The following is a 25801-nucleotide window of genomic DNA, read 5'->3' on the forward strand; positions in this document are numbered from 1 at the left end:
CGTCACATGCCGAACACACCGAAGGGGGCACGGCCGGTGCCGTGCCCCCCGGTGGGGGTGGCGATCAGCGCGCGCTGCCGTCCAGGGCGCTGTCCGGGACCCACGAGCCGTGGATGCCGGCCGTCACCCGCCGGGGCAGGTGGACGGTGGCGATCCGGTCGAGGCCGGAGGCGTCCAGGACGAGCAGCTGCGAGGCGTCCTGCTTGAGGTCGCTGACGACGGTGAGCAGGTAGCCGTCGTCCTCGCCGGTCGCTCCGGCGGCGGCGACGAACACGGCCTCGCCGGGCAGCCGGGCGTCGCCGACCTGGTGGATCCGGCGGGCGCCGGTGACGCGGTCGTACTTCACGACGCCGTAGCCGCCGTAGCCCTTCTCGTCGGGGAAGGAGATGGCGTACTGGTAGCGGTTCTCGGAGCCGAGGTACTCCTCGTTGAGCGTCGGGAACTCCACCGCGAGGTCGTCGATGATCTGCTCGTCGACGCTGCCGTCGGCCAGGTCGACCACCCAGCGGCGGGTGTAGGAGCGGGTGTTGGGCTCGGAGCCGCGGCCGGGCGCGCCGACCCACCAGTTCCAGGACAGCCGGAAGCCCTCGCGGTCCACGGTCGGGCCCTCCAGGACGATCCGGCCCTGGTTGTCCTCGTAGGCGTTGGAGACGTGCAGCATGTTGCCGGGCTCGATGGAGAACCAGCGGATCTGCCGGGCGCCGTCGGCGCCGCGCGGCATGACGCCGATCCGGGAGGGCTGGGTGTCGCTCCAGCCGTACGGGATGCCGGAGTGCTCGTTCGGGTCGAAGGTGACGTTGCCCTCGACGAAGACCACGTGCCGGCGGGTGATCGCGAAGTCGTGCTTGAGCGAGGCGGTGGCGCCGGGGATCTCGGCGCTGTGGGTGATCTGCCCCTTGGCGTCGGCGACGTGGTAGGTCAGGAACGGCGGGAACGGCGAGGAGCCGAAGAAGTGCAGCTCACCGGTGACCGGGTCCTCCTTGGGGTGCGCGGTCATCGCGGTGCGCAGCTTGCCGTCGAAGTCGAAGGCACCGACGGTCTCCAGCTCGGAGGTGAGCGCGAACGGCAGGTTGGCCTCGCACAGGGCGAGCAGCCGGCCGCCGTGCTCGATGATGTGCGTGCCGGCGGTGGAGGCGGCCAGGTCGGGGCCGTGCTCGGTCATGTAGGGCGCGCCGTCCAGCGCGGGGGTGTGCACCCAGCGGTTGCGGTACCACTCGGCGCGGCCCTCGTGCAGCCGGATGCCGTGCACCATGCCGCTGCCCTTGAACCAGTGCGTCGGGGTGACGCCGGGCTTCGGGTTGTGGCCGTTGCGGAGCAGCCGGCCGGTCAGCTCGCGGGGCAGGGTGCCCTCGACGGTGAGCCCGGTGGCGGTGATCTCGTCGGCGACGGGGGCGTAGTGGCCGGTCAGGTAGGGCTTGCTGGTCATGTCGGGTCCTTGGATCTCGTCGACGGCTGGGCCGGGCCCGACAGCCCGGCGCCGGCGCGGCCCAGGGCCACGGGGAGCCGGGCTGCCCGGTCCCGCCGGGTCGGTCGGAGGTCCATGGTCCGCAGCCTGGTACCGATCGGTGTCCACTTTCCAGGCCCGGCGGGGACGGGGACTGTCCACTCCTGTCCAAGGCTGTCCACCCGGGCCGGCGGGGCCGGCCCGGCAACCCGCTACCGGGGGCCGTGCAGCTCCCGCTGCCACAGGGCCTCGGAGAGCAGGTCCAGGCCCTGGCGCAGGTGGCGCCGGTAGGTGCCGTACGGCAGGCCGAGCCGGCGGGCGGCGGCCTCCTGGGTGGGCGCGCCGGAGAAGTAGCCGGCCGTCAGGGCCTCGCGGGCCCGCACGCCGCGCGGGTCGCGGGCGAGGTCCTCGACGGCCTGGCGCAGCAGGGCGCGCAGTTCGCCGGCCGGGTCGGTGGCGTCGGCGACCAGGCGGGTGCGCATCAGGGCGCAGGCGGCGAAGGCGACCGGGTCGCGCCAGTGCGGCAGGGCCTCGCGCACGGCCTGGTCGAAGGCCGTGCGGGAGGTGCCCGACGGGCCCGCCTCGGCGGGCACCTCGGGGGCGGTGAAGCGGCGGAGCCAGGCCTCGACGGGCTCGCCGCGCCAGTCGACGCCGAACACGCCGTAGGTGTGGTCGCCGACCCGCGGCCGGGCGCCGGTGTCGGTGAGGGTGCCCCGGACGCGCGTGGCCCAGGTCTCGGCGTCCTGGTAGACGGCGAAGCCGTAGGCACGGCCGCGGGCCCGGGCGGACTCCGCCTGGGCGCGGGAGCTGCTCAGGTCGATGACGCGGGAGGGCACCTGGTACTGCTCGGGGTAGACCGAGAAGCGGCTGACGCCGATGTGGTCGCCGGGGCTGACCGGGCCGTTGGCCTCGGTGTACGCCCAGGCGGCCGCGACGACGGGGTCGGTGGCCAGGTCCTCGGGGTCGGGCGGGGCGGGCAGGGCGAGCCGGGCCGTGAAGGCGACTGTGCGGCCGGTGCTGACGAGGCGGTAGACGCTGAACGCCTGGGGCTGGCGCTGCGCCCAGTAGCGGACCAGCTCGGCGGAGGCGGGTCCTTCGGTCTCCTCGGCCATCCGCAGCACGGTGTCGAGGTCGTCCGGGAGCAGGGGGCGGTCGTGGACCTCCTCCTCGCGGGACCAGGTGCGCGTGCGGGCGAGGGTCTCGGTCTCGCGGAAGAGGTAGAAGAGTTCGTCGGTGACGGTCCAGACGCGCTCGTCGGGGGCCTCGCGCAGCAGGCGCAGGTACTCCTCCTCCAGGCGTCGGCGCATCGCGAGGAAGGCGTTGGGGGCTCGCCAGCGCAGGTCGGCGGCGAGGGTCTCGCGGGCGGCGTCGTGGGGGTGCAGGCCGCGGTGCGTGGACTCCATGAAGGGCAGGTCGCGCAGCCAGCCGAAGAGCAGGTGGGCGTCCTCCTCGGGGAGCACGGTGGTGAGGAGCTCCTCGGAGGTCGAGCGGGCCTGGGCCGCGACCTCCAGGGCCCGGCGGTGGGCCGCGGTGGGCACCTCGCCGATCAGTCCGGCGAGCAGGGTGCGCAGGATGTCGGCCGAGGGCGCCCAGATCTGCTCGTTGCTCCAGCCGGTCGCTCCGGCGGCCGCGGCGAGCGACAGGGCGAGCGGGTTGCCGCCGGCGAACCGCAGGACGCGGTCTCGCAGTTCGGGCCGGAGCCGGGCGGTGGTGAGCAGGCTGAGGGCCTGCTCCTCGGAGAACGACTTCAGTTCGGCGACGTGCAGGACGCCGTCCCAGGCGGGGTCGGCGGTCCACTGCGGCTGCGGTGCGGTCCGGCCGGCCAGGACGACCAGCGCACCGTCCGCGGCGCGGGGCAGGAAGCGCTGCCACAGCCAGCTCTCCAGCCACTGGCAGTGCTCGAAGGAGTCGACGAGCAGGACCGTGCCGGGGACGTCCAGGAAGCCGGCGGCCGCCCGTTCGAAGTCGTCCGGGTCCAGGCTGGCGAAGCGTCCGTCGAGCTCCAGCAGCGGCCGTCCGGCCGCCCGGGCGCGGTCCGCCAGGCAGCGCAGCAGCGCGGACTTCCCGATGCCGCCGGGCCCGAACAGGTAGAAGGCGAACGGTGCCTGGGGATCGCCGGCCAGGGCCTCGCCGAAGCGGTCGAGTTCCTCCTCCCGGCCTATGAAGGCACGCTGTCGCGCGCTGCTCAGTCGCTCTCCCACGGACGCCATGGCGGCTCCCCTCCCCAGGTGCGGCACCGGGCACCGTTGCCCGGAGTCCTCCGTGCGGCGCGGCGGCGGCGGGGCGCCGGCGCGGGCACGTGCGGCGGCGGCCCGGTCGCCCCTCGTCGCCCCGTTCGGCGCCCGTGCCTCGCCACGTGATCAGAGCGATTCAAGCACCCGGCGGGGCATTCTCCGAACCGGCGGATTTACGGAATGCCCCCACCCGCGGGGCCGCTGCGCATTCCCGTCGGGTTTGCCGAACTGCCGGAGATCCCAACGGCCTTGAGGTGTGGCGGAACTGATGGCCTTTCACCGGACGCGGGGCCCCGACGGCACCCGCCGGCGAGAATGGGAACGGGCGCCGGCCCCCTGGGGAGCCGGCGCCCGCCGCTGCCGTCAGACCGGCGGGTAGCGGCGCGGGGTCCAGACCACTTCGGTGCCGTTGTCGCGCGCGACGGCCTGGGTCTGGGAGGAGCCGATCAGCAGGATCGTCCGCATGTCGACCTGGGTCGGGTCGAGGTCCGCCAGGCGGACGGTGCGGACCCGCTCGGTGGGGCCGCCGACGTCCCGGGCCATCACCACCGGGGTGTCGGGGGCGCGGTGTTCGAGCAGCAGGTCCCGGGCCAGGCCGACCTGGGTGGTGCGGCTGCGCGAGCCGGGGTTGTACAGCGCCAGCACGAGGTCCGCGCCGGCCGCGGCGCGCAGCCGCTCGGCGACCACCTCCCACGGCTTGAGCCGGTCGGAGAGCGAGACCACCGCGTAGTCGTGGCCGAGCGGGGCGCCCGCGCGGGACGCGGCGGCGTGCGCGGCGGTCATGCCGGGCAGCACCCGGACCGGCACCGAGCGGTACGGGTCGGCGCTGGCGGCCTCCAGGACGGCGGTCGCCATCGCGAAGACGCCCGGGTCACCGGAGGAGACCACGGCGACCCGGCGGCCGCGGCGGGCCAGGTCGAGGGCGAACTCGGCGCGCTCGGCCTCGACCTTGTTGTCGGAGCCGTGCCGCAGCTGGCCGGCCCGGACCGGGACGCGGTCCAGGTAGGTGGTGTAGCCGACCAGGTCGGTGGCGTTCGCGAGGACACCGCGGGCCTCCGGGGTGAGCCACAGCGGCCCGGCCGGTCCGGTGCCGACGACGACCACCTCGCCCTCGCCGTCCGGGTGTTCGGGCACGGTCCGGTCGATCCGGCTGGGCAGCACGGCGACCGAGAAGTACGGCACCGAGTCCGGGTCGACCTCGGCCAGCGGCGCGGTGCGCTCCCCCGGCATGGTGGCCCGCTCGACGTACTGCGCCTCGGCCAGCCGACCGGACCGCTCCAGCGCCCGCCGGACGGTCGGGAAGGTGCGGCCGAGCTTCATCACCACGGCGGAGTCGGTGGCGGCCAGCCGGGCCGTCAGCTCCTCCTCGGGCAGGGTGCCCGGGATGATGGTGAGCACCTCCTCGGCCTCCACCAGCGGCTTGCCGAGGCGGGCGGCGGCGGCGCTGACCGAGGTCACGCCGGGGACCACCTCGGTCGGGTAGCGGTCGGCGAGGCGCTTGTGCATGTGCTGGTAGGAGCCGTAGAACAGCGGGTCGCCCTCGGCGAGCACCACCACGTCGCGGCCGGCGTCCAGGTGGGCGGCCAGCCGGGCGGCGGCCTCCTCGTAGAACTCGTCGAGCGCGCCGCGGTAGCCGCCGGGGTGGTCGGTGGTCTCCACCGTCAGCGGGTAGACGAGCTTCTCCTCGATCGGGTCGCCGCGCAGGTAGGGCTCGGCGATCGAGCGGGCGATCGAGCGGCCGTGCCGGGCGCTGTGGTAGGCGACCACGTCGGCCCTGCCGATGAGCCCGGCGGCCCGGACGGTGACCAGCTCGGGGTCGCCGGGGCCGAGCCCGACGCCGTACAGCCGGCCTGACTGGCGTTCCGTCATTCCACTTCGCTCGCAATCGCGTTGATGGCGGCGGCGGCCATCGCACTGCCGCCGCGCCGGCCCCGGACCACCAGGTGTTCCAGGCCGGCCGGGTGTTCGGCCAGTGCCTGCTTGGACTCGGCCGCGCCGATGAAGCCGACCGGGACACCGATCACGGCCGCCGGGCGCGGGGCGCCCGCCTCGACCATCTCCAGGAGCCGGAAGAGCGAGGTCGGGGCGTTGCCGACGGCGACCACCGCACCCTCCAGCCGCGGCAGCCACAGCTCCATGGCGGCGGCGCTGCGGGTGTTGCCCGTCCTGGCGGCCAGCTCCGGCACCGAGGGGTCGGTCAGGGTGCAGATCACCTCGTTGCCGGCCGGCAGCCGCTTGCGGGTGACGCCACTGGCCACCATGTTCACGTCGCACAGGATCGGTGCGCCGGCGCGCAGCGCCTCGCGGGCCCGCGCGACCACGCCCGGCGAGTACACCAGGTCCTCGACCAGGTCGGTCATGCCGCAGGCGTGGATCATCCGCACCGCGACCTGGGCGACGTCGGCGGGCAGCGCGGCCAGGTCGGCCTCGGCCCGGATGGTGGCAAAGGACTGCCGGTAGATCTCGGCGCCGTCCTTCTCGTACTCGATCACGTGGTCCTCCGGGCCTCGGCGACCGCCTCGGCCATCTCTTCCGTCGTCACTTCCACCGAGGCCTCGCCTCGGGTCACCCGGTAGCCCTGCCCCGTGGCGAGCACGTCCACCCAGTCCCCGCCCGGATGTCCGCAGCGCCGCTCGCAGCCCGACCAGTGCACCGGAAGGCCGGGGCGGCCGGCGGCGTCGAGCGCCGGGGCGGCGTGCGCCCGCACGTCGGCGAGCGACCTGGCGCAGCCCGGCGTCCCGGTGCAGGCGGTGGCCCGGTCCCAGGGGGTGCCGGGCTCGGTCCGGAAGCCGGCCGCGGCCAGCCGGGGCAGCAGGGCGGCGTCCGCGCCGGGCAGGACCGCGCCGCGCCACGGGGTCAGCCGCAGGCCGTCCGCCGCGACCCCGGCGAGCAGCCGCCAGCCGGCGGCGGAGGCCCGGCCGAAGCGCAGGCCGACCGACAGGCCGCCGGGCAGGGCGCCCAGGGGCGGGTGCGGGTCGGTGAAGGCGGGCAGCGGCAGCGGGCCGGGGTCGAGCAGGTGGGGTGCCTCGCGCAGGTGCCAGGCGCGGGTGCCGGTGGCGTTCAGCGCGGCCAGGAAGTCGCGGGCGGCGGTGAGCGCGGCGTCCACGGCCTGTCCGGCGGGCACGGCGCGGGCGGTGGCGGCCCGGCCGAGGCGCAGCAGCGCGTCGCCGGCGGGCCTTGCGATCAATGTCACATCGGCGTCCAGCGAGGCGGTGTCGCCGCGGCCGTCGTCGAGGGCGAAGAGGAACTTGCCGGACAGGCCGACGGCCCAGCCGGCGGCGCACAGCTTCGCGTCGAGCTCGCGGACCCAGGCCTGCACGTCGGCGTGGCCGCGGCCGTCCAGGCCGGCGAGCGGGGAGGCGACGACGTTGCGGACCCGCTCGTGCGTGTCGGAGGGCAGCAGGCCGGCCGCGCGCAGCCGGGCCCCCAGTTCGGCGCCGGCGTCCGAACCGAGCCCGCGGAGTTGGACGTTGCCCCGCGAGGTGGTCTCCAGTTCACCGTCGCCCAGCTGTTCGGCGGCCTCGGCCAGCACGAGCGCCTGACGGGCGGTGAGCAGTCCGCCGGGCACCCGGATCCGGGCGAGCGCGCCGTCGTCGGCCGGGTGCAGGCGCAGTGCGCCGGGGCAGGCGTCGGCCTGCCCCCGGTCGGGCAGGGCGGGGCCCGGCGCTGGGGCGGCGGGTTCGGGTGGCATGGCGGCGAGCATACAGATTGTCCGAACGGCTGCCTCGGTCTCCTAGATCACAGTCCCGGAGCAGCTCCGCGGCCGGTCGGCACCCCGTACGATGCTGCGCGGGTGGCCCTGCGGGCCGCCCGTGCCAGCGACGGCGCAAGGGGAGGAAACCGGTGCAAACCCGGTGCGGTCCCGCCACTGTGACCACGGTTCACCGCCGTGGGAGCCAGGAACTCCTGCCGTCTCTCAGACCGACCCTCCGGCCCGCGGCCGGGGGGCACCGCCACGGGGCGCGGACCCCGAGGAAGGCTTGACCTGTGCGCTGCCGCATGTCCTGGGCCGCCCGCCCGTTCTCCGACGAGGCCGGGAGGCCCCTCGCATGATCCTGCTGCTGTCGACCTCCGACACCGACCTGCTCAGCGCCCGGGCCTCCGAGGGCCCGGTGCCGTTCCGGCTGGGGAACCCGGCCCGGCTGACGGTCGAGGACCTTCCCGCGCTGACCGAGGGCACCGACCTGGTGGTCGTCCGGCTGCTGGGCGGCCGCCGCGCCTGGCAGGAGGGCCTGGACGCGCTGCTGGCCGGCCCGCGCCCGGTGATCGTGCTGACCGGTGAGCAGGCCCCGGACGCCCAGCTGATGGAGCTGTCCACCGTCCCGGCCGGCATCGCCGCCGAGGCGCACGCCTACCTCGCGCACGGCGGCCCGGCGAACCTCGCCGAGCTGGGCGCCTTCCTCTCCGACACGGTGCTGCTGACCGGCCACGGCTTCGCGCCGCCGGCGTCCGCGCCCGAGTGGGGGCCGCTGGAGCGCACCGCCCGGACCACCGAGGGCCCGGTGATCGCGGTGCTGTACTACCGCGCCCACCACATGAGCGGCAACACCGGCTTCGTCGAGACGCTCTGCCGGGCGATCGAGGACCACGGCGCCCGGGCGCTGCCGCTGTACTGCTCCTCGCTGCGCGGCGCCGAGCCGGAGCTGCTGGCGCGGCTGGGCACCGCCGACGCGATCGTCACCACCGTGCTGGCGGCCGGCGGCACCCGGCCGGCCGACGCGCAGGCCGGCGGTGACGAGGAGGCCTGGGACGCGGGCGCGCTCGCCGCACTGGACCGGCCGATCCTCCAGGCGCTGTGCCTGACCTGGTCGCGGGCGGCCTGGGAGGCCAGCGACGACGGCCTGTCCCCGCTGGACACCGCCACCCAGGTCGCCGTGCCGGAGTTCGACGGCCGGCTGATCACCGTGCCGTTCTCCTTCAAGGAGCTGGACGAGGACGGCCTGACGGTCTACGCCGCCGACCCCGAGCGGGCGGCCCGGGTGGCCGGCATCGCGGTGCGGCACGCCCGGCTGCGGTACGTCCCGGCGGCCGAGCGCCGGCTGGCGCTGGTGCTGTCGGCGTACCCGACCAAGCACGCCCGGGTCGGCAACGCCGTCGGCCTGGACACCCCGGCCAGCGCGATGCGCCTGCTGGAGCGGCTGCGCGCGGAGGGCATGGACCTCGGCACCGGCCTGCCCGGCCTGGACGACGCGTCCGAGGACCAGCACGAGGGCGACGCGCTGATCCACGCGCTGATCGCGGCCGGCGGCTACGACCAGGACTGGCTGACCGAGGACCAGCTGGCCCGCAACCCGGTCCGGATCCCGGCCGCCGACTACCGCCGCTGGTACGCCACCCTGCCGGAGGGCCTGCGCGGGCGGGTCGAGGAGCACTGGGGCCCGCCGCCCGGCGAGCTGTACGTGGACCGCTCGCAGAACCCGGACGGCGACATCGTGCTGGCCGCGATCCGCTCGGGGAACCTGCTGGTGCTGATCCAGCCGCCGCGCGGTTTCGGTGCCAACCCGGTCGCCATCTACCACGACCCGGACCTGCCGCCCAGCCACCACTACCTGGCCGCCTACCGCTGGATCGCGGCCGCGCAGGAGGACGGCGGCTTCGGCGCCGACGCCGTGGTGCACCTCGGCAAGCACGGCAACCTGGAGTGGCTGCCCGGCAAGACCGCGGCGCTGTCCGCGGACTGCGGCCCGGACGCCGTACTCGGCGACCTGCCGCTGGTCTACCCGTTCCTGGTCAACGACCCGGGCGAGGGCACCCAGGCCAAGCGCCGGGCGCACGCCACCCTGGTCGACCACCTGGTGCCGCCGATGGCCCGGGCCGACTCGTACGGTGACATCGCGCGCCTGGAGCAGCTGCTGGACGAGCACTCCAACATCGCGGCGATGGACCCGGCCAAGCTGCCGGCGATCCGCGCGCAGATCTGGACGCTGATCCAGGCCGCCCGGCTCGACCACGACCTGGGGCTGGACGAGCGGCCCGAGGACGACGGCTTCGACGACTTCCTGCTGCACGTCGACGGCTGGCTGTGCGAGGTGAAGGACGCCCAGATCCGGGACGGCCTGCACGTGCTCGGCCAGGCGCCGCAGGGCACCGACCGGGTCAACATCGTGCTGGCCATCCTGCGGGCCCGGCAGATCTGGGGCGGGGTCAGCGCGCTGCCCGGCCTGCGCGAGGCGCTCGGCCTGGACGAGGCGGCGCTGACGCTCGGCGCCACCGACGCCGCCGAGGCGCAGGCCCGCGCCCTGGTCGAGGCGATGGAGGCGCAGGACTGGGCGCCGGAGGCGGTGGAGAAGGTCGCCGCGGGCCACCCGGAGGCCGTCCGCGAGGTGCTCGACTTCGCCGCCCGCCAGGTGGTCCCCCGGCTGTCGGCCACCACCGACGAGCTGGACGCGGTGCTGCACGCCCTGAACGGCGGCTTCGTGCCGGCCGGCCCGTCCGGTTCGCCGCTGCGGGGCCTGGTCAACGTGCTGCCGACCGGCCGCAACTTCTACTCCGTCGACCCGAAGGCCGTACCGAGCCGGCTGGCCTGGGAGACCGGCCAGGCGCTGGCCGGCTCGCTGATCGAGCGCTACCGGGCGGACAACGACGGCGCCTACCCGCCGTCGGTCGGCCTCTCGCTGTGGGGCACCAGCGCGATGCGCACCGCCGGCGACGACATCGCCGAGGCCTTCGCGCTGCTGGGCGTGCGGCCGGTCTGGGACGACGCCTCGCGCCGGGTCACCGGCCTGGAGGCGGTCTCCCTGGAGGAGCTCGGCCGCCCCCGGATCGACGTGACGCTGCGGATCTCCGGCTTCTTCCGGGACGCCTTCCCGCACGTGGTCGCCCTGCTGGACGACGCGGTGCGCCTCGCCGCCCGGCAGGAGGAGGACGGGGCGGACAACTTCGTGCGCGCCCACGTCCAGGCGGACCTGGCCGTGCACGGCGACGAACGCCGGGCCACCGTCCGGGTGTTCGGCTCCCGGCCGGGCACCTACGGCGCCGGTCTGCTCCAGCTGATCGACAGTCGGGACTGGCGCACCGACGCCGACCTGGCCGAGGTCTACACGGTCTGGGGCGGCTACGCGTACGGCCGAGAGCTGAACGGCCGCCCGGCCCGCGAGGAGATGGAGACGGCGTACAAGCGGATCACCGTCGCCGCCAAGAACACCGACACCCGCGAGCACGACATCGCGGACTCCGACGACTACTTCCAGTACCACGGCGGCATGGTCGCCACCGTCCGCGCCCTGACCGGCAAGAACCCGGCGGCGTACATCGGCGACTCCACCCGCCCGGAGACCGTCCGCACCCGCACCCTCACCGAGGAGGCGGCCCGGGTCTTCCGCGCCCGTGTGGTCAACCCGCGCTGGATGGAGGCGATGCGCCGGCACGGCTACAAGGGCGCCTTCGAGATGGCGGCCACGGTGGACTACCTGTTCGGCTACGACGCCACCACCGGCGTGGTCGCCGACTGGATGTACGAGAAGCTCACCCAGGAGTACGTCCTCGACCCGGTCAACCGGGACTTCCTGTCCGGCGCCAACCCCTGGGCGCTGCACGGCATCAGCGAGCGCCTGCTGGAGGCGGCCGAGCGCGGCCTGTGGGCCGAGCCCGACCCGGCGCTGATCGACGCGCTGCGCACCGCGTTCCTGGAGACCGAGGGCGACCTGGAGGGCGAGGGCTGAGAACGCGGGGCGGGCCGGGGGTGCACGAGATCTTCACCTCCGGTCCGCCACGCGGGTGACCCGCGAATGAGGTGGGACGGCCTCGATGAGCGGAGAATCACCGCATGACCCTTCGTGCAGGCCTGTCCCAGCCCGCCCGTTACGGCGCCCTCGCCGCCGGGGCCCTGCCCGTGCTGGCGTTCCCGGGGGTGGGTCTGGCCGCCCTGGCCTGGGTCGCCCTGGTGCCGGGCCTGCTGGCGATGCAGCGGGCGCCCGGTGCGCGGGAGGCGATGGTCCGGGGCTGGTGGTTCGGCGCCGGGTTCATCCTGGTCGCGATGTACTGGCTGATCCCGTCGATCGGGCCGGGCCTGATCCTGCTGGCCCTGCTGTTCGGTGCGCTGCAGGCGGCGCTCGGCCTGGCGGTGTGGCGCACCCTCCACCCGCCGCTCACCCCGGCGCGCGCGGCGCTCGCCCTGGTGGTCGTCCCCGCGGTGTGGGTGAGCACCGAGTTCGCCCGGTCCTGGCACGCGCTGGGCGGGCCGTGGGCGCTGCTCGGGGCGAGCCAGTGGCAGCACCCGGCGATCCTGGGACTGGCCTCGGTCGGCGGGGTCTGGCTGGTCAGCGCGGCCGTGGTGGCCGCCAACACCGGTGTGCTGATCCTGCTGACGGCGCACCGCCTGCCGGCCCGCGCACTGGCGGCCGGGGTGGTCGTCGCCTCGCTGGTCGCCGGCCCGCTGCTGTTCGCCGCGCAGCGCCAGGACCCGCCGGACGGCTTCGCCACGGTGGCCCTGGTGCAGCCCGGCCAGACCGCGAACGAGGCGGCCCGGCTGGACGCCGGCGTGCGGATCAGCCGCGGCCTGGTCGGGGAGCCGCTCGACCTGGTGGTCTGGGGCGAGAGCAGCACCACCGCTGACCTGGACCGCGACCCGGCCGCGCTGAGCGACGTCCGGGCGCTGTCGGCGCTGATCGGCGCGCAGCTGCTGGTCGGCGAGGACGCCCGCAAGGCGGACGGCCGGATCTCCAAGGACGCCGTGCTGGTCGGCCCGGACGGGGTGCGCGACCGCTACCGCAAGATCCGGCTGGTGCCGTTCGGCGAGTACATCCCGCTGCGCCCGTTGCTGGGCTGGATCGCCGGGGTGAGCGCCGCGGCCGGCGAGAACCGCGCCCCCGGCACCTCCTTCCACCTGCTGCCGACCACGGACCGCGAGGGCGCCCCGATGCCGGTCGGCGCGCTGATCTGCTTCGAGTCGGCGTTCCCCGACATGTCGCGGGCCGCCGCCGAGCAGGGCGCCCGGATGATCGTCTACCAGTCGGCGACCTCGACCTTCCAGGACACCTGGGCCCCGGCGCAGCACGCCTCGCTGGGCGCGATCCGGGCCGCCGAGACCGGCCGTCCGGTCGTCCAGGCGGCGCTGACCGGCGAGTCGGTGGCGTACGACCGCCAGGGCCGCCGGCTGGTCCGTCTGGACACCGGCACCACCGGCTCCGTGACCGTGCGGCTGCCACTGGCCGCGCCGTCCTCGCTCACCTGGTACGACCGGCTCGGCGACTGGCTGCCGCCGACGGCCGTGCTGATCACCCTGGTGGCGGCCGGGGTCGCCTACCGGCCGGGCCGGAAGGCCGCGGTGCCGCCGGCGGCACCCGCCCCCACCGAGGAGGAGCAGGCCAACGCCTGACCGGCGGCGCCCGCCGGGCGCTACGCGCCGACCACGTGCACGCCGAACACCGCCCCCTGCTGGTCGCGCAGGACGGCCAGCCGCGGGCCGTCCGGGACGTCGGTGGGGGGCAGCAGCACGCTCGCGCCGAGCGCCGCGGCCCGCTCGGCCGTGCGGTCCACGTCCACCACGGCGAAGTACGGCATCCAGTAGGGCGGGGTGCCGTCGGGGAACTGGTCGGCCATGTCGGCCATCCCGCCGAAGTCGTGGCCGGCGATGCCCCACTGGGTGTACATCTCCCCCACCGTCACGCTCCAGCCGAAGACCCGCGGGTAGAACTCCTTGGACTTGTGGACCTCGCGGGTGGTCAGCTCCACCCAGCCCAGCGAACCCGCCTCGTTCATGACGGCCGCGCCGTTGAAGGAGCGGGCCTGCCAGATCGAGAAGGCCGCGCCGCCCGGGTCGGCGGCGATCGCGAACCGGCCGAGGTCGAGCACCTCGGAGGGCTCCAGCAGCAGCCGGCCGCCGGCGGCGACCACCGCGGCCGCGGTGGCGTCGGCGTCGGCGGTGGCGAAGGAGACCGACCAGGCGGTCGGCTGCTCGGGCTGCTGGAGCGGGGTCAGCCCGGCCACCGCCGCCTCGCCCAGTGACAGGACGGTGTAGCCGCCGGCCTCCGGGTTGGGGTCCTCCTCGGCGCGCCAGCCGAACAGCTCGGTGTAGAAGGCCTTGGCGGCGGTGGGGTCGACGGTCGACAGCTCGACCCAGCAGGGTGCGCCGACGGTCGGGGTGGTGATCTTCACGGTTCAGCTCACTTCCAGGATCAGCTTGCCGCGGGCGTGTCCGGACTCGACCTCGGCGAGTGCCTCGGCCGCCCGGGCGAGCGGGTAGGTGGCGGTGATGTGCGGATCGAGCCGGCCGTCGGCGACCAGTTCGGCCAGGACCGCGAGGGTGGCGCCGGTGCCGCTGCGGCGGACGAAGGAACCGCCGAGCTCGGCGGCGGTGCCCGGGTCGGAGGTGGCGATCAGGCGGCTGCGGTCGGCCAGCGCCCCGGCCGCCGCCCGGGCGTCCGCCCCGCCGACCAGGTCGAGGATGCCGTCCACGCCCTGCGGGGCGGCCAGCAGGATCCGGTCGAGCACCCCGTCGCCGTACCGGACCGGGGTGGCGCCGAGCGACGCGACGAACGCCCGGTTGGCCTCGCTCGCGGTGCCCAGCACCCGGATGCCGCGTTCCCGGGCGATCTGCGCGGCCGCGCTGCCGACCCCGCCGGCGATGCCGAGGATCAGCAGGGTCTGGCCCGCCTTGAGGCCGATGTGCTCCACGCCGTCGTACCCGGTGGCGGCGGCCACCGGCAGCGCGGCGGCCCGGGCGAAGTCCACGCCGGCCGGTTTGCGGGCGCTGACCGCGGCGACCAGCAGCGTGTGCTCGGCGTAGCCGCCGGTGGCGGCGGTGCCGAAGACGTGGTCGCCGACGGCGAAGCCGGTCACCCCCTCCCCGACGGCCTCGACCACGCCGGACGCCTCCACCCCGAGGACGGCGGGCAGTTCCAGGCCCTTGCCGGTCAGGCCGCGGCGGATCTTCCAGTCGACGGGGTTGACCCCGGCGGCGCGGACGGCGATCTGCAGCCGGCCGGGGCCGGGCACCGGGACCGGCCGGTCCAGGAAGATCTGGTGCTGCGGGCCGCCGTAGTCGGTGAATCCGAATGCCTTGGACATGGGTGATCCCTCGTCGGAGTTGGCTGCGCCCCCTGCCCACTCTGCGCGGTGCCCGTCCGTGGCGGCTGGGGATGGTGGGCCGAAAGTGGTCTCCCGGGACACCTGTTGTTCAAATTGGAACCACGGTGTACGGTCGGCACCGGAAGACGCAGTTCGAATTTGAACCAATCGCCGGAGGCCGGGCATGACGCAGACCGAGACCCAGCAGCAGCCGCCCGCGACCGTGCGCTCCCGGGTCCGCATCCCGCTCACCTTCCCCGACGGCTTCCGGGTCGAGGCGGAGGTCTTCACCTTCCACGGCCTGGCCGACGGCGCCGAGCACCTGGCCCTCGCGCTCGGCGACGCCCGCGGCGGCACCCCGCTGGTCCGGCTGCACTCCGAGTGCCTCACCGGCGACGTCTTCGGCTCCGACCGCTGCGACTGCGGCCCGCAGCTGCGGGAGTCGGTCGAGCTGATCGCCCGGGCCGGCGGCTACCTGGTCTACCTCCGCCAGGAGGGCCGCGGCATCGGCCTCTACAACAAGCTCGACGCCTACGCCCTCCAGGACACCGGCCTCGACACCTACCAGGCCAACACCGCCCTCGGCCTGCCCGAGGACGGCCGCGACTACACCGCCGCCGCCCAGATGCTCGCCGGCCTCGGCATCACCACCGTCACGCTGCTCAGCAACAACCCGGACAAGGCAGAGCAGTTGGCCCGGCTGGGCATCGAGGTCGCCGAGCGCGTCCCGACCGGCGTGCACGTCTCCGCCAGCAACATCCACTACCTGCGGGCGAAGGTCGAGCACACCGGGCACTCCATCCCGCTGGCCCGCCTGGTCGGCTGACCAGGGCGCATCCGCTCCGGCCGGACGTGCCGGGCCCGGAGCCACGGTGCACCCTGGGAGTCGGGGCTCCCGCGCCCCCCTGAGGAGGTGGCCCGATGACGCCGCACCGCACACCCCGCGCCGGCGACCGGCGCACCGCGCCCCGGCGGAGACGGCCGTGAGGGCCGACGCGTCCGTCCCGGTGACGGTCATCGGAGCAGGACCGTACGGCCTCGCCGTCGCGGCACACCTCAAGGGACACCGGGTCCCGCTGCGGATCCTGGGCGAGCCGATGGACAGCTGGCGCTCCCGGATGCCGGTCGGCATGTTCCTGAAGTCCACCCCGCGGGCCTCCTCGATCTCCGACCCGGCCCACCGCCACCGCCTGGAGGACTTCCGGACGGCCACCGGCCGGGCCCACGGCGGCGACCAGCACCCCATCCCGATCGACGAGTTCATCGCGTACGGCGAGTGGTTCGAACGCACCTGCGTGCCCGAGGTCGAGCGGGCGTCGGTGCTCGGCGTCCGGTACGAGGCCGGGCTGTTCCACCTGCTGCTGGACACCGGCGAGTCGTTCACCAGCGGCGCCGTCGTGCTGGCCACCGGGCTCCAGCCGTACGCCACGGTGCCGTCCCTCCTGGACGCCCTGACCGCCGCAGGACTCGCCTCGCACCCCGCCGCCCACGCGGACCTCGGCCCCTTCGCCGGGCAGCGGGTCGCGGTGATCGGCGCGGGCCAGTCGGCGCTGGAGAGCGCCGCCCTGCTCCACGAGGCCGGCGCCCGGCCCACCGTGATCGCCCGGACGCACGAACTGCTCTTCGGCGTCCCGCCCGAGACCGACCTCACCCGGGACCGCCCGCTGACCGCCCGCCTCACCAGCCCCGGCTCCACCCTCGGTCCGGGCTGGGGACTGCTCGCCTACAGCCGGATCCCGGCGGCCTTCCGCTACCTGCCCGACGGCCGCCGGGCCAGGTCGGTGCGCACCGTCCTCGGACCGGCCGGCGCCTGGTGGCTCCGCGACCGGGTGGACGGCCGGTTCCCGGTGCTCACCGGGCACAGCCTGGAGGGCGCCGAGGTGCGGGAGGGCGGCGCCCTGCTGCGGCTCAGGGGCGCCACGCGGACGCTGGAGGCCGACCACGTCCTGGCCGCCACCGGCTACCAGGTCGACGTGGAGCGGATCGCCCTCCTGGACGAACGGGTCCGGCTGGCCGTCCGGCGCACCCCGCACGGCGCGCCGCGACTGTCGGCCACCTTCGAGTCCTCCGTACCGGGCCTGTACTTCTCCGGACTGTCGGCCGCCGACAGCTTCGGGCCGCTGCTGCGGTTCGTCGCCGGCACCGGCTTCGCCGCCCGGCGGATCAGCGGCGCCCTGGCCGACGCACACCGCTGACCGCACCGCCCACCGCGCGGCGGGACAGCCCCACCGCCACCCGGCCGCCGAACCGGACGGCCTCGGCGAGCGCCGGCACCGGGTCGTCCCGGCACAGCCAGGCCCGCTCGGTGCCGCGCCGCGGCCCGGACCCGCGCGGCGGACGGCGCTCCTGCCAGGCCGTGACGGCGACCGACAGCAGATCCACCTGACCGACCCCGAACGAGCGGGCGAGCTGCGCGCCCCGCGGCACCGGACGCCCGGTGAGCGACAGGTGCAGCGCCCGCACCACGTCCACGCCGTCCGCGGTCTCGAAGAGGCGGAACTGCGCCCCCGCCCGCGGGTTGAAGTCCACCAGCTTGTACCGGCCGTCACGGAGGTCCAGCCGCCAGTCCAGGTCCGCCACGCCGCTGTAGCCGATCTGCCGGCACAGCCGGGCGGCCAGCGCGGCCAGCTCGGGATTGGCCACCGCACGGGCCCGGGTGGTGATGCCGGCCCCCGGCGGCCAGGACCGCAGCTTCCGCCCGGTGAACACCGCCAGCGGCTCGCCACCGGGCCCGCAGCACAGATGGGTGAACCAGTCCTCGGCGTGCTCCGGCGGCAGGTACTCCTGCACCAGGACCGAGGGGACGCTGCCCGCCGGGCAGACCGCCAGCAGCTCCCGCTCGTCGGACACCACCGTGGTGGCGCCGACCGCCGGACGCCGCAGCCGGCTGAACGACCCGACGTTCTTCAGCACCACCGGATAACCCCACTCCCGCGCCGACGCCCGCAGCTCGTCCAGGTCGCGGGGGGCCAGCGCGCGCGGCGTCGGGATGTCGTGCGCCGCGCACAGCCGGGCCAGCTCGCCCTTGTCCGCCAGCCGGCGCGGCAGCCCCGGCGGCACCGGCGGCAGCAGCAGGAACGGCGCCAGCTCCTCGGCGTGCTCGGCGAGCAGCACCGCCGCCTCGTCGTCGGTCGCCACCGCGACACTGCGCCGCCCGACCGCCCGGGCGGCCTCCCGGATCGCCGCGACCAGCTGCCCGGGCGGCTCGCACCCGGTGCTGGGCGCCACCACCGCCCGCGTCAGGTAGCGGGAGACGGCGGTCGGGGTCAGCCGGTCCTCGACCATCGCATGGACGGGGACACCGAGCCGGCCGAACGTGCGGACCGCCCCGACCGCACTGTGCGACTGCGGGTAGTGGCCCACCTTGACCAGCAGGACGGGGACCGCACGGTCGAGACCGAGCGGGGACTGTTCGGTGTCCACACCGGCTCCCGGGATGTTCAGTGCTGCCATACGGAGACCCAGTCGGCCCGCAGTTGCGCCGAGTCGACGGACGACGGGGGCGAGTCCGGGTATCCCACCGCGAGATTGAGGACCAGCTCCATCGCGACGTTCGGGACGAGCGACGCGTCGCTGACCCGGAACTGCTGGACCCCGTCCACGTACCAGGTCACCGCGTCCGGCTCCCAGTCCATCGCGAACACCCGCGTCCCGCCACCGAAGCCGCCGGGCGGCTGGTAGCGGTGGCCGACCCGGTCGTCGCCGCCGGAGGGGGTGCGCCAGTGCACGTTCATGTCGACGAAGCCGTCGGTGCCGGGGAACTCGGCCACGTCCAGCTCGGGCGGGGTGCCGCGGGTCGCGGCCGGGATCAGCCAGAACGCCGGGAAGAAGCCCTCGGGGGCGGCCGGCAGCCGGATCGCCGCCGCGAAGTAGCCGTAGGTGAAGGTGTGCCGCGGCGTGCCGGTCCAGGTGTCGCGGCCGGTGCTGACCATGCCGGAGGTCCACGGGTAGGTCTTGCCGTCACTGCCCGCGGTGTCCCGGCGCTCGGCGTCGAGGACGAGCGAGCCTCCCGCGAGCGAGACCTGGCCGGGCTGGTACCACTGCTCCTCGTGGTTGCCGGCGTTGGTGCAGCCGGCGCGGTTCCAGTCGTAGCAGGTCACCCAGTCGGCCCCGTTCAGGGCCGTGCCGTTGAAGTCGTCCCGGAACACCTGGCGCCAGGGCCCGGGGGCGGCCGGCTGGTCAGCGCCGGACGGTCCGGCCGCCTCGGCCCTCGGCTGGGCGACCGCGAAACCGGGCGCGGCCGACGGGCCGCCGCAGGCCGCGGTCAGCAGCAGCACGCCGGACCCGGCGACGGCCACCGCCCGGGGATGCAGCCGCCGGTGGCGGCCGGCGTCGCCGGTGCGGGCCGCCGGCGGCCCGTCCGGCTCGGGCCGTCCCCCGCCGGGAGCGGTCGGGCGGCCGCCCGGCAGCAGCACCAGGAGGGTGGTGAGCAGCGCCAGCGCGCCCAGGGCCCGGCCGAGGGTGAAGGCGTGCGCGAGGAACAGCGCCACCGCCGTGACCGTGGCGATCGCCAGGCTGAGCGCCACCGCGAAGGCCGCGGTCGCCAGCCGGTCGGGCCAGTCGGTGGCGGCGCGGATCCGGGGCGGCGACGCGAGCAGGACGGCCGCACCCGGGCACACCAGCAGGAAGGCGCCGGTCACCGCCACCCGGGCCGGGTCGGCCGGCGGCAGGAGCGTGGTGAGCAGGGCGAACCAGCCGGAGAGGCCGAGCAGCAGCCGCACCGGGCTCGGACGCCGGGGCCCGGTCACGGCTGGAGGTCCTCTCTGGTCGGCTGCGGGCCGTGCACCGTGGGGATGTAGCGGTAGACGACCGCGTCGTGGTTGGCGTAGACGGCCTCGAAGGTCGGGGAGGCGGCCACCGCTTCGTTCAGCCGCTCGACGGTGCCGGCCGGGAAGAGCCCGGTCAGGTCGGAGTCGACCGCCTGGGACCGGGTGAGGACCAGGTACGACGGGCCGGTCACCTGCGGGTTGCTCATGGTGTCCTCCAGCGCCGTGAGCGGGTCGCTCAGCAGCAGTCGCCGGTCGGGCAGGCTGCCCTGGGACAACACGATCCGCTCAAGCTCGTCGTAGCGCATCTCCCCGCCGGGCAGGTCGCCGGTGGCCGAGACGATCAGCGAGCCGGGCGGGGTGTCCTCGGTGGCGAACCGGGTCGCGGCGACCTCCTGCGAGGTGAAGCGGTTCATCGACTCCTTGCCGAGGTAGCCGACGAACAGGCCGGCCAGCAGGGCGAGCATCACGGTCGTGGAGATCCACACCCGGATCCCCCGCCGCGGCGGGCTCTGCACCAGCAGGGTGGCCAGCAGGAAGGCGGCCGCCGGGAGCGCGAAGAGGTACGCCCGGAAGATCATCTCGCCGCCGTAGTTGTTGGCCAGCAGCAGCGGCAGCGGGGCCACCAGCAGCCAGGGCAACGGGCTGTGGCGCGCCCAGCGGTGGCAGAGCAGGGCCACCACGGCCAGCAGCAGCACGGACGCGGTCAGCCCGCGGTCCACCCAGGACGCCATCACCTGCTGCGGCGCGGTCGTCCCGAGCCGGGACAGGTTGGGCAGCGCGTTGCGGTCGGGCGAACTGAGCGCCGAGATCAGGCTGTTCAGGTTGGCCGAGATGTACGGCCGGGCGACCGTCGCGTTCCACAGGAAGGTCAGCACCACCGCCACGGCCAGGACCGGCAGCACCACCCGGCGGTTGCGGCGCGGTATCGACAGCATCGCCAGGAAGCTGATCAGCATCAGCGGGGTCAGCTGGTGGGAGCAGACGATGGCCGCGATCAGCAGCGTCACCAGCACGAACGGCACCGGCCGCCAGCCCGCCCGGCGCGGTTCCTCGGCCGGTCTGGACAGCGCCCTGGCCCCGCCCGGCGGCATCGCGGCGGGGTCGGCCGCCCGCCGGTCCGCGAGTCGGCGCAACACCAGCGCCAGCACGGTGAGGAAGAGGAAGTAGGCGAAGGCCTGCGGCGAGAAGTAGTCCTGCCCGACCCAGGCGGTCGAGAAGTAGAGCCAGACACCGCCCCACACCAGCCGGGGGTCCTTGGTGAAGGTCCGGTAGATCATCAGGAGCGGGCCGAGCAGCAGCAGGTTGGCCAGCAGCGGGTACCAGGAGGCGTAGCCGAGCGCCGAGTGGAGGCCGGTGGCGCGCAGGAACAGCGCGTTGAGCTGGAAGAAGCCGGGCCACTGGTCGTAGACGTCCATGTCGGAGGAGCCGGGCACCGCGCCGTCGTGGCGCATCATCGCGTCGATGATGGCGACGTGCTTCCAGGCCCAGGCGTAGCGCAGCTCGGGGTACAGGATGCTGGGCGTCGCGTGGATGACCGCGATCAGGCCCACCACGTACCCGCCGGCCCAGCGCTGGGGCAGCCGCGGGGCGCGCAGCACCGCGACGAAGCCCAGCGTGAGGACGACGACGGCGGCCCAGTAGAGCGGCGGCAGGGCCTGGATCAGGCCGAGGGCGCCCATCCGGTCGATCCGCACGCCGGTGAGCGACACCAGCCACAGGGCCAGCCCGAGCGGCAGCAGGACGCGGATCACCCAGCCGGACCGGCCGTCCGGGCCGGGAAAGCGGGCGCGCAGCCGGTGGATCCGGCCGATCGGACGGGTGGCGGGGACCGGTTCGACGGCGGGCCGGGGCGCGAGGGGCTCCGGGGCGTCCGTGGTCCGTCGGTCGGCCGTCGTGGGGTCGGCCGGGTCGGCACCGCTCAGCGGCTCGATCATGACTGGGGCTCCTCCTGCGGCGGACCGCCCACCGGGCTGCCGACGGCGGCCCGCAGCCGGCGGTAGGCGCGCCAGCCCCGGGTGTAGAGGCTCTCCGGGACGGGACCGGTCACCGGTCCGCGGCCCATCGTCCAGTCCTGGAAGACGTGTTGCGGGGTGTCGTGGCGGACCATCAGCCGGCAGATCCGCATCGGGTCGTCGGCGGCGGAGCTGAACTTGTTCTCGACCGCCGTCGCCGAGGTCCAGCCGGCCTGCCGGACCCGCCGGCGGACGGCGGGGCTGGAGTAGCCGTGCGGGTAGGCGAAGGCCGTCACCTCGTGGCCGAGCACGTCCTCCAGCAGCCGCTTGGAGCCGACGACCTCGTCGGCGCACTTCTGGCCGGAGACGGTGTCGAGCTGGGCGTGGGTCTGGGTGTGGCCTCCGATCTCCACGCCGAGCGCGTCCAGGGTGTTGACCTGGCGCCAGTTCAGCATCTGCGCGGGCGGCAGCAGGCTCCCGGTGCCGGTGCCGCCCGGCGGGTGCAGGGCCCCCACCGTGACGTAGAGCGTGGCGGAGAGTCCGAGGTCCGAGAGGATCGGGGCGACCGTCCAGTAGAAGTCCGCGAAGCCGTCGTCGAAGGTGAGCACGGCGACCCTGGGCGGGAGCGGCGGTCCGCCGTGGATGGCCGCGACCAGTCGGCGCAGCGGTACCACCGACAGCCCGCTGTCCATGATCCGTTCGAGCTGCTCGCGGAAGACCCGCGGGGTGACCGTGTAGGGGGCGATCCACGACGGCGGGTCGTCCGACACGGAGTGGTAGAGGAAGACGGGTACCGGGGTCATGCCGGGCTCCTGACCGGTCGCCTTGCGGATGCGATGGATCCGGCAAGGAAGCTGCGCGCCCGGCCCGAGGTGTAGCCGAACATCGTGATGCCGACGCCCGCGCACAGCGTCGCCGCGGCGCGGAACTCGGCGTGCAGAACGCTCCGGACGACGGCGACGGGCACCGTGCGCCGCACGTAGCGGCGCTCGTCCGCCAGCGCCGGCCCGCTGCCCGCGTGCCGTGCGACGACGGCCTTGGAGCGGCCCTCGGCGTAGCAGCGGGCCCGAAAGTAGGCCCAGGTGGTGCGGGTCGGCGGGACGTGGTGCCGGACGACGGCGCCCGGCTCGAAGCGCAGTTCGGCGTGCGGGTTGAGGGCGGCCATCCGCAGGCAGAGTTCGGTCTCCTCGCAGCCGAGCGGCTTGGTGCCGACCCGGCCGAGGTCCTGGCGGAAGCCGCCCGCGGCGACCATGTCCGCACGCCGGAAGGACATGTTGGCGCCGGTGAAGTTGCGCACCGCGGACGGCGTCCGGGGCGAGCCGTGGTACGAGCAGCCGACCACCCAGTCGAACTCGGGCGGGAACCACCGCGGGCGGCCGCTCTCCCACCAGGCGCGGACCAGTCCGCCCACGCCCAGCACCCAGCGGTCGCGGTAGCCGGCCAGCAGCCGCATCGTCCACTGCGGGTCGGCCACCGCGTCGTCGTCGAGGAAGGCGATCACCTCTCCGGTGGCGGCGGCGACCCCGGTGTTGCGGGCGCCGGACAGGCCGCGCGTCCGGGAGTTGGGGATCACCCGCGCGTCGCGCAGCTGCGCGGTGGCGCGCCGTTCGAGCTCGGGGCAGTGGTCGATCACCAGCAGCAGTTCGCCGGGGCGCACGCGCTGGTCGCGTACGGAGGCGACCGCGGCGCAGATGTCGTCCCACCGGTCGAGGGTGTACGCGCAGATGACGACCGACAGGGTCGGGCCGTCGTCGCCTCGGGTGATCATGTCGACCTCCGGTCGGGAGAGGGCAGCCAGCGCGGGAGGGCGACCAGCAGCGGCAGGGCGATCGCACATCCGGTGATCAGCCAGGCGAGGCCGACACCGGTCAGTCCGAACGCGGGGAGCAGGACGGCGACCATCGTGATCACCAGGACGGCGAAGGTGAGCTGCAGGGCGATCAGCCAACGCAGTGCCCGGCGCACCCGGCACACGTCGATCGCCACGCTCAGCACCACGTTGGGCAGGGCGGAGAGCACCATCAGCCGCAGCACGGTGGTGCCGCTCTCCGAGTAGCCCGGGCCGAACAGCTTGAGGATCCAGGGCGCCGCGACGATGACCACGGCGGTCGCGACGAGCAGCAGCAGACCGGTGTGGCGCAGCATCCGCCGCGCGTGCTCGGCCAGCCGCTCGGGTGCCCGGGCCGCCTCGACGATGAGCGAGCTGCCCATGCTGAACGCGGCGACGTAGAGCGTGTCGGCGATGATCCAGGCCAGCGAGTAGAAGGCGTTCTGCTCGGCGCCGAGCTGGTTGAGGACCATCAGCGGGACGATGCTGTAGGCGGCGATGGTGGAGAGGTTCCCCAGGTAGTCCGCCATCGCGTAGCGCATCACCCGGGTGGGGGCGGGCGCCCCGGTGCGGTCCGCGCGGTGCTGGGCGGGCACGGCCCGGCGGAACAGCACCACGTTGGTCACCACGATGGCGACGACCAGGCCGGCGGACCAGGAGACCAGGATGCCGGTGCCGATCGCCAGCAGCGCGCTCAGCGCCAGCACCCCGGTCTTCGCGACCGCGAACAGCGCGTTCTCGCCGAGCACCCAGCCGGTTCGGCGCAGCCCGGTCAGCGCGCCGTCCTGGAGGACGAAGACGGAGTAGCCGGCGGTCGCCGCGACGAACGCCACCGCCAGGACCGGCTCCCGCAGGTAGCCGAGTCGCGGTGCGATCACCGGGATCAGCATCAGGAACACGGCGGCGGCCAGCGCGCTCGCCCCGGCGCTGACGGCGTAGCACCGCAGGACCAGCCCCCGGGTGTGCCGCCCGGCCGCCGGGACGAACCGCACCAGCACGTTGCCCAGGTTGAAGCTGCCGAGCGCGGACAGCAGCGTGGCCGCGGACAGCGCCGCGTAGCTGCGGCCGACCACGGCGGGGCTGTACCACCGGGTGGCACAGATCCAGAAGAGCGATCCCAGCGCCGCGGCCAGCACCGTGCTCGCCACCAGGATGTGCCCGTTGCGCAGCAGCGGCTCGCGCACCGGGACCACCCTGGCCGCCCGCACCCGGGCCCGGAGCAGGGTGAGGTACGAGCACTGGCAGGGCAGCGGCTCGGGGCAGGAGCAGGGCCGGGTGACCCTGGTCGAGCCCGCGCGGGCGCTGAGACCGGCGGTCACGACGGCTCGCCGACCCGGTTGCCGCGTTGCTGCCAGCGGCTGAGCAGGTAGGTGTGCGGTCCGCGGACCATCCCGCGGAGCTCCAGCCGGCCGAGTTCCCCGGGCGCCCGGCCGCCGTTGCGGGCGGCGCGGGTGCGGCGCCGGCGGACCATCTCGCCGGCGCACCGGGGGGCGTGCCGCACCATCGTGCCCAGCAGGGCGGGGCGGCGGGCGACGGCGGCGGCCAGGTAGGCGCCGAAGCCGACACCGAAGCCGTACACCTGGGCGGCCAGGCCGTCCATGGTGCGGCGGTGGCGGTGCCAGACGATGGCGTCGGGCCGGTAGGCGACGGTGCCGCCGCCCTCCAGGACGGCGAAGAAGGCCAGCAGGTCCTCCCCGCCGCAGGTCCGGGTGCCGGCGCCGGTGGCGGTGTCGAAGCCGCCGATCCGGCGCAGCAGGTCGGTGCGGAAGGCCATGTTCGCGCCGGTGCCGAAGCCGCCGACCCGCAGCGGCAGCAGCGGGTCGCGGGGGTGCTCGCGCAGCGACCAGGTGCGGGCGGTGAAGCCCTTGGTGTAGCCGCCGTACCGCTCGAACGCGGCCTGGGCCTCGGTGTCGAGCTCGGCCGGCAGGACGAGGCCGGTGACGCAGCCGATCCGGTCGTCCGCGCGGAAGGCCGCCACCATCGCCGGCACCCAGCCGGGGTCGGCCAGGGCGTCGTCGTCGGTGAAGACGCAGAGCTCGCCGTGGGCGGCGGCCAGGCCGGTGTTGCGGGCCCGGGCCAGGCCCGCCACCGGCTCGCGCAGGTAGCGGACCCGGCCGCCGTAGCGGGAGCGGACCAGCCGCTCGGTGGCGTCGTCGGACGGTGCGTTGTCCACCACGATCAGTTCGGTCCGCGGGTGGGTCGTGCGCAGGACCGCGTCGAGGCAGGGCTCCAGCAGGTCCTCGCGGTCACGGGTGCAGACGATCACGCTGACCGGGGTGGCGGCGGCCGGGGGCTCCGGGGCCGGGTCCGCCGCGGCGGCGGCGCCCAGCTGGCTGCGGGCGGCCTCGGCGACGACCCGGGGCAGCGCGGCCGGGTCGCCGACCGGGCCGGTGGCGGTGACCAGCCCGAGCGGGTGCCCGTGCCGGCGGACCAGCGCCAGCACCCGGCCGGTCGGCGCCGGGCGCAGCCCGCCCGGGGTGCGGATCTCGTCGGGCCGCGCGAGGTCGAGTTCGACGACCCGGGTGGGTGCGGCGAGCGGGACGACGGGGGGAGGGGAGGTCATCACG

18 protein-coding genes and 1 riboswitch are annotated in these 25801 nt (G+C 75.2%); of the genes, 4 read left to right on the forward strand and 14 right to left on the reverse strand.

The window, feature by feature from the left end:
* Positions 1-64: 64 nt before the first annotated feature.
* The 5 genes from ACIOFR_RS04330 to ACIOFR_RS04350 form a co-directional block, all read right to left on the reverse strand.
* Positions 65-1426 carry a carotenoid oxygenase family protein gene (locus tag ACIOFR_RS04330; RefSeq protein WP_400992316.1) on the reverse strand — a complete coding sequence of 454 codons (1362 nt, stop codon included), beginning with the start codon at positions 1424-1426 and terminating at the stop codon, positions 65-67.
* Positions 1427-1656: 230 nt separating this feature from the next.
* Entirely contained in the window at positions 1657-3654 is a 1998-nt protein-coding gene (locus ACIOFR_RS04335) for an ATP-binding protein (protein WP_400992317.1), read from the reverse strand.
* Between the two features lie 387 nt (positions 3655-4041).
* Positions 4042-5547, reverse strand: a complete 1506-nt coding sequence (locus tag ACIOFR_RS04340) for a precorrin-2 C(20)-methyltransferase (protein WP_400992318.1) — start codon at positions 5545-5547, stop codon at positions 4042-4044.
* On the reverse strand, positions 5544-6170 hold the full coding sequence (locus tag ACIOFR_RS04345; RefSeq protein WP_400992319.1) for a precorrin-8X methylmutase: 627 nt from the start codon (positions 6168-6170) through the stop codon (positions 5544-5546). Before ACIOFR_RS04345 ends, ACIOFR_RS04340 begins: the two co-directional genes overlap by 4 nt.
* Positions 6167-7369: a hypothetical protein gene (locus ACIOFR_RS04350; RefSeq protein WP_400992321.1), complete on the reverse strand. Its 1203-nt coding sequence runs from the start codon at positions 7367-7369 to the stop codon at positions 6167-6169. Before ACIOFR_RS04350 ends, ACIOFR_RS04345 begins: the two co-directional genes overlap by 4 nt.
* 95 nt (positions 7370-7464) lie before the next feature.
* Positions 7465-7607, forward strand: a riboswitch (cobalamin riboswitch).
* A gap of 120 nt (positions 7608-7727) precedes the next feature.
* On the opposite strand from ACIOFR_RS04350, the gene cobN reads away from it, so the two are divergent.
* Both cobN and lnt read left to right on the forward strand, forming a co-directional pair.
* A complete protein-coding gene (gene cobN, locus ACIOFR_RS04355) occupies positions 7728-11339 on the forward strand; it encodes a cobaltochelatase subunit CobN (protein ID WP_400992322.1) in 3612 nt (1203 codons plus the stop codon).
* 104 nt (positions 11340-11443) lie between these two features.
* On the forward strand, positions 11444-12994 hold the full coding sequence (gene lnt, locus ACIOFR_RS04360; RefSeq protein WP_400992324.1) for an apolipoprotein N-acyltransferase: 1551 nt from the start codon (positions 11444-11446) through the stop codon (positions 12992-12994).
* A gap of 20 nt (positions 12995-13014) precedes the next feature.
* On the opposite strand, the gene ACIOFR_RS04365 is transcribed toward lnt, so the two are convergent.
* Together ACIOFR_RS04365 and ACIOFR_RS04370 are read right to left on the reverse strand one after the other, a co-directional pair.
* Positions 13015-13773 (reverse strand): VOC family protein, encoded by a 759-nt coding sequence (locus tag ACIOFR_RS04365; RefSeq protein WP_400992326.1) that lies wholly within the window; start codon positions 13771-13773, stop codon positions 13015-13017.
* Between the two features lie 3 nt (positions 13774-13776).
* Positions 13777-14685 carry an NADP-dependent oxidoreductase gene (locus ACIOFR_RS04370; protein WP_400992327.1) on the reverse strand — a complete coding sequence of 303 codons (909 nt, stop codon included), beginning with the start codon at positions 14683-14685 and terminating at the stop codon, positions 13777-13779.
* 184 nt (positions 14686-14869) lie between these two features.
* Here ACIOFR_RS04370 and ribA point away from each other — a divergent pair, with 184 nt between their 5' ends.
* Together ribA and ACIOFR_RS04380 are read left to right on the forward strand one after the other, a co-directional pair.
* Complete coding sequence (gene ribA, locus ACIOFR_RS04375; RefSeq protein WP_400992329.1) at positions 14870-15511, forward strand: GTP cyclohydrolase II; 642 nt, start codon at positions 14870-14872, stop codon at positions 15509-15511.
* 157 nt (positions 15512-15668) lie between these two features.
* Positions 15669-16880, forward strand: a complete 1212-nt coding sequence (locus ACIOFR_RS04380) for an FAD-dependent oxidoreductase (protein WP_400992331.1) — start codon at positions 15669-15671, stop codon at positions 16878-16880.
* Here the strand turns inward: ACIOFR_RS04380 and ACIOFR_RS04385 are convergent.
* Genes ACIOFR_RS04385 through ACIOFR_RS04415 form a run of 7 tightly spaced genes read right to left on the reverse strand, consistent with a single transcriptional unit; the run spans position 16849 to position 25797 of the window.
* Entirely contained in the window at positions 16849-18108 is a 1260-nt protein-coding gene (locus ACIOFR_RS04385; RefSeq protein ID WP_400992332.1) for an ATP-grasp domain-containing protein, read from the reverse strand. The two genes, ACIOFR_RS04380 and ACIOFR_RS04385, sit on opposite strands and share 32 nt — an antisense overlap.
* A 17-nt stretch (positions 18109-18125) precedes the next feature.
* Positions 18126-19433, reverse strand: a complete 1308-nt coding sequence (locus ACIOFR_RS04390) for a family 16 glycosylhydrolase (RefSeq protein WP_400992333.1) — start codon at positions 19431-19433, stop codon at positions 18126-18128.
* On the reverse strand, positions 19430-21388 hold the full coding sequence (locus tag ACIOFR_RS04395) for a glycosyltransferase (RefSeq protein WP_400992334.1): 1959 nt from the start codon (positions 21386-21388) through the stop codon (positions 19430-19432). Before ACIOFR_RS04395 ends, ACIOFR_RS04390 begins: the two co-directional genes overlap by 4 nt.
* Positions 21385-22209 carry a polysaccharide deacetylase family protein gene (locus tag ACIOFR_RS04400; RefSeq protein ID WP_400992335.1) on the reverse strand — a complete coding sequence of 275 codons (825 nt, stop codon included), beginning with the start codon at positions 22207-22209 and terminating at the stop codon, positions 21385-21387. Before ACIOFR_RS04400 ends, ACIOFR_RS04395 begins: the two co-directional genes overlap by 4 nt.
* Positions 22206-23174: a glycosyltransferase family 2 protein gene (locus ACIOFR_RS04405; RefSeq protein WP_400992337.1), complete on the reverse strand. Its 969-nt coding sequence runs from the start codon at positions 23172-23174 to the stop codon at positions 22206-22208. Before ACIOFR_RS04405 ends, ACIOFR_RS04400 begins: the two co-directional genes overlap by 4 nt.
* Positions 23171-24553 carry a lipopolysaccharide biosynthesis protein gene (locus ACIOFR_RS04410; protein ID WP_400992338.1) on the reverse strand — a complete coding sequence of 461 codons (1383 nt, stop codon included), beginning with the start codon at positions 24551-24553 and terminating at the stop codon, positions 23171-23173. Before ACIOFR_RS04410 ends, ACIOFR_RS04405 begins: the two co-directional genes overlap by 4 nt.
* The gene (locus tag ACIOFR_RS04415; RefSeq protein WP_400992340.1) at positions 24550-25797 is read right to left on the reverse strand and encodes a glycosyltransferase; all 1248 of its coding nucleotides are present in this window, start codon (positions 25795-25797) and stop codon (positions 24550-24552) included. The genes ACIOFR_RS04410 and ACIOFR_RS04415 overlap by 4 nt, the downstream gene beginning before the upstream one ends.
* Positions 25798-25801 lie beyond the last annotated feature (4 nt).

This window comes from Kitasatospora sp. NPDC088346 (assembly GCF_044740765.1).
Classification (GTDB): domain Bacteria; phylum Actinomycetota; class Actinomycetes; order Streptomycetales; family Streptomycetaceae; genus Kitasatospora.

Coding starts and splice junctions, on each gene's coding strand:
- ACIOFR_RS04330 (WP_400992316.1), bottom strand. CDS start 1,426: ATGACCAGCAAGCCCTACCTGACCGGCCACTACGCCCCCGTCGCCGAC.
- ACIOFR_RS04335 (WP_400992317.1), bottom strand. CDS start 3,654: ATGGCGTCCGTGGGAGAGCGACTGAGCAGCGCGCGACAGCGTGCCTTC.
- ACIOFR_RS04340 (WP_400992318.1), bottom strand. CDS start 5,547: ATGACGGAACGCCAGTCAGGCCGGCTGTACGGCGTCGGGCTCGGCCCC.
- ACIOFR_RS04350 (WP_400992321.1), bottom strand. CDS start 7,369: ATGCCACCCGAACCCGCCGCCCCAGCGCCGGGCCCCGCCCTGCCCGAC.
- cobN (WP_400992322.1), top strand. CDS start 7,728: ATGATCCTGCTGCTGTCGACCTCCGACACCGACCTGCTCAGCGCCCGG.
- lnt (WP_400992324.1), top strand. CDS start 11,444: ATGACCCTTCGTGCAGGCCTGTCCCAGCCCGCCCGTTACGGCGCCCTC.
- ACIOFR_RS04370 (WP_400992327.1), bottom strand. CDS start 14,685: ATGTCCAAGGCATTCGGATTCACCGACTACGGCGGCCCGCAGCACCAG.
- ribA (WP_400992329.1), top strand. CDS start 14,870: ATGACGCAGACCGAGACCCAGCAGCAGCCGCCCGCGACCGTGCGCTCC.
- ACIOFR_RS04395 (WP_400992334.1), bottom strand. CDS start 21,388: ATGATCGAGCCGCTGAGCGGTGCCGACCCGGCCGACCCCACGACGGCC.
- ACIOFR_RS04400 (WP_400992335.1), bottom strand. CDS start 22,209: ATGACCCCGGTACCCGTCTTCCTCTACCACTCCGTGTCGGACGACCCG.
- ACIOFR_RS04405 (WP_400992337.1), bottom strand. CDS start 23,174: ATGATCACCCGAGGCGACGACGGCCCGACCCTGTCGGTCGTCATCTGC.
- ACIOFR_RS04415 (WP_400992340.1), bottom strand. CDS start 25,797: ATGACCTCCCCTCCCCCCGTCGTCCCGCTCGCCGCACCCACCCGGGTC.